1 protein-coding gene and 2 pseudogenes are annotated in these 3,208 nt (G+C 69.3%); all 3 read right to left on the bottom strand.

Going from position 1 to position 3,208, the window contains the following annotated elements:
- Positions 1 to 273: 273 nt before the first annotated feature.
- On the bottom strand, positions 274 to 1,467 hold the full coding sequence (locus EQG76_RS32055) for a putative bifunctional diguanylate cyclase/phosphodiesterase (RefSeq protein ID WP_235031218.1): 1,194 nt from the start codon (positions 1,465 to 1,467) through the stop codon (positions 274 to 276).
- Positions 1,468 to 1,640: 173 nt separating this feature from the next.
- Positions 1,641 to 2,849: pseudogene (locus EQG76_RS05510) on the bottom strand (CHASE4 domain-containing protein); the annotation flags it as partial.
- 163 nt (positions 2,850 to 3,012) lie between these two features.
- Positions 3,013 to 3,208 (bottom strand): annotated as a pseudogene (locus tag EQG76_RS31565) (osmoprotectant NAGGN system M42 family peptidase); the annotation flags it as partial.

Below are 3,208 nucleotides of genomic sequence, written 5' to 3'. Positions count from 1 at the left end.
GGCGAGCTCCGCCGGCCCGGGTGCCGGCGCGAAGGCAACGGACCGGGCCAGGCCCGGACGCGGCACCGCCTTCGCCTTGGGCATCATCCCGGCAGCCGTGCCGGCTACTAGCACGGTCGGATCGGTCACCACTTCGGCCATATTCAAGAATCGCTCTGCAAGCCGACGCCGTCGGGCGGAGGGCTATTTAAATCAACGGTTGCTTGATGTTCAACCGGCATGTCTTCTGGTTGTATTCGATCGTACCTGCCTGCGGCATCCACCAGACGCCGCTCAGCCGCCAGCTAGCGCCGGATCGGCTGGCACCTCGACAGGTACGGGCCGTGACGACCCAGCGGAAACACGCTCCTGCGCGGTGTTGATCGTGGCATCGATGGCCCCGGCTTCCACTGCGCGCCCGAACAGGTAGCCCTGCAGCTCGTCACAGCCGATCTCGCGCAGAAAGCGAAGCTGATCGGCGTCCTCTACACCCTCAGCGGTGGTCGCGATGCCGAGGCCGTGGGCCAGCGTGATGATCGCGCGCACGATCGCCTCCGCCTTGGTCGCCCCGCCCAGCCGCGCCACGAAGGAGCGGTCGATCTTGATCCGGTCGAACGGCAGGCTCTGCAAGTAGGACAGGGAAGAGTAGCCGGTGCCGAAATCATCCATCGCCAAGCGGATGCCGAGTGCCTTCATCTCCAGCAGGACACCGCGTGCCCCCTCCAGGTCGTGCACCAGGAAGCTCTCGGTGATCTCCAGCTCCAGGCGGGACGGCTCGAGGCCAGAGCGGTCGAGCACGCGCCGTACGGTGGTGATCAGGCGCGGGCTGCGCAACTGCACGGGCGACAAATTGACGGAGACTGGATAGCCCGGCCAGCGCGCCGCTGCCATGCAGGCCTCTTCCAGCACCCATTCGCCAATCGGCAGGATCAGGCCGGTCCGCTCAGCCACATTGATGAAGCCGCCCGGCATCACCAGCCCGCGCTCGGGATGACGCCAGCGGACCAGGGCCTCGAAGCCGGCGAGCTCGGCCGTGTCGGCCCGGCATTTCGGCTGGAAATGCAGCTCCAGTTCCTGCGCCTCCAGGGCACGGCGCAGCTCCCGCTCAGTGTCCCGCCGCCGCTGCAGCTCCGAATTCATCGCAGGTGCATAGAAACGGAACGTGCCCCGCCCCTCGCTCTTCGCCTGATAGAGCGCCAGGTCGGCGCAGCGCATCGCTAGGTCCGCCTCGTCCGCGTCGGCCGGCAGCACCGCCACGCCGATGCTGGCATTCACGTGGACAGCCTGCCCTTCCAGGTCGAACGGCTCGGCGATTGCCACGAGGGCCCGACGGCAGAACGCCTCCGCCTCGTCCACGCCGCCGCAGCCGGACAGGAGGATGGCGAACTCGTCGCCGCCCAGCCGGGCGACCATGTCGGTGCTGCGCACCAGGGCGCGCAGCCGTGCGGTGACGTCGCACAGGAGCCGGTCACCGACCGGATGGCCCAGCGTGTCGTTGACCTCCTTGAACTTGTCGAGGTCGAGATAAAGGCGGCGCTGGATCTGGCCTCCACGCGGGCCACAGCCACCACCTCGGCCAGCCGCTCGGCGAACATCAGGCGGTTGGGCAGTCCGGTCAGTGGATCATGCAGCGACAGGAACTCGGCGCGGGCCTTGGCCTCCACCTCGTTGGTGATGTCGGTGGCAGCACCCCGGAAGCGGTCGATCCTGCCATCCGGGGCTAGGATCGGCAGGCAGGCCAGCCGCAGCGTCCGCTGGCGGCCGCCCGCGTCGCGGACGGTCGCCCGCAGATCACGCAGCGGCGCGCGGGCCGTGCCGCGGGTCACGCTGGTACACCCGCCGCTGGCGCTGTCGATCGGGCGTACCACGGCGGCCAGAGAACGGCCCAGTACCGCATGGGCCGGGATGCCGGTCACCTCCTCGAAGCGCCCGGACACGTAGGTCAGGCGCAGCTCACGATCGGTCTCGAAGATCCAGTCCGAGGACGAGGTGGCCACGTCGCGGAAGCGCTCTTCGCTGGCCGCCACCGTCACGGCGGCTCGGCGCAGCGAGCGGCCGGTCAGGATGATCAGCAAGAGCAGGCCGGCCGCCGCCGCGCCGAGCCAGGGCAGGGCGGCATGCAGCAGCACCGTGCCCGGCCGCTCCGGCCGCCAGCGCAGCCAGCCGAGCTGGGCGTCATCGGCACCCACCAGCGGCGGGGATGCCCAGTGGCCTGGGCGCGCGCTCAGGACCAGCTCAAATTCCAGGTCGTTCAGGAGATAGTCCGCCGCGATCTTGCGGACCACCTCCTCGTCCAGGACATCGACGAACACCAGCAGCGGCGCGGTCTCGGTGGTGGCACCCGCCACCGTGTCGTCATGCGGGAAGACCATGACCGCGGCGGCCAGGGCCGGCCTGCCCGCCACGGTCACCGCGCCCACCGCCGGCTGGCCGTCGCGACCGCCGCGGCTTCGCGCCTGCCGCAAGAGCCGCTGAAGGCCATGGCCGATCACCTCGGACGCATCGACCGGCACGATCTCGCCGCGGTCGACGGCATAAGGGGTCCCGCCGGCCGCATCGATGATGAAGACATACTCGTAGCCGAGCGATTCGTAGATGTTGCTGCCGTAGTTGGCGCCATCATAGACCCACTCGACATTCACCGTCGGGTAGATGTTGCGATAGGCCTCGGACCAGAGTGCATAGTCGCGGACGACGCGCCCGATCTCTGCGTTGCGCGCCTGGATCGCGGTCGCCGCCAGCCTCGCGGAGGCGACCGACGCGGCCAGATCCTGCTCGCGGGTTCCGAGACCCACTACGGCAGCAAGTCCCACGGCACCGGCGATCACCAGCCCGGCGAAGCTCGTGACCAGGCGGAGGCCGAACCGCATGCCGCAACCCCGGACCGATTCTGCCCCGCAGATGCGCCGGAACAACGCGATCGACATGATCTGCACACCTGCTGGCTGCCCGTCGTCGCGACCTTGCCATGGTAATCCTAAGAAAGGATGAACCCGCCCGACACGAGCCGGCAGCCGCTCCCGCCCCAGCAGGTCAGGCGGGTGCTCGCTCCGGCCGATCCTGCGCGTCGGTTTCGCGCGGATCGTGGGCCATGCGGTGCGGGATCGGCTGGCGCGGGAAGCCCTTCATGCCGTCGGCCTCCTCCGTCTCGTCGCGCCGGATCTCGACCGGGCTCAGCACATAGGCCGTGAGCAGCTCCGCCACCGAGCGCAGCGCGTGCATGTGCACC

Source organism: Geminicoccus flavidas (assembly GCF_009806515.1).
GTDB lineage: Bacteria > Pseudomonadota > Alphaproteobacteria > Geminicoccales > Geminicoccaceae > Geminicoccus > Geminicoccus flavidus.
Note: the sequence above shows the minus strand (reverse complement) of the source record. Positions and strands in the feature narration are given on the sequence as shown.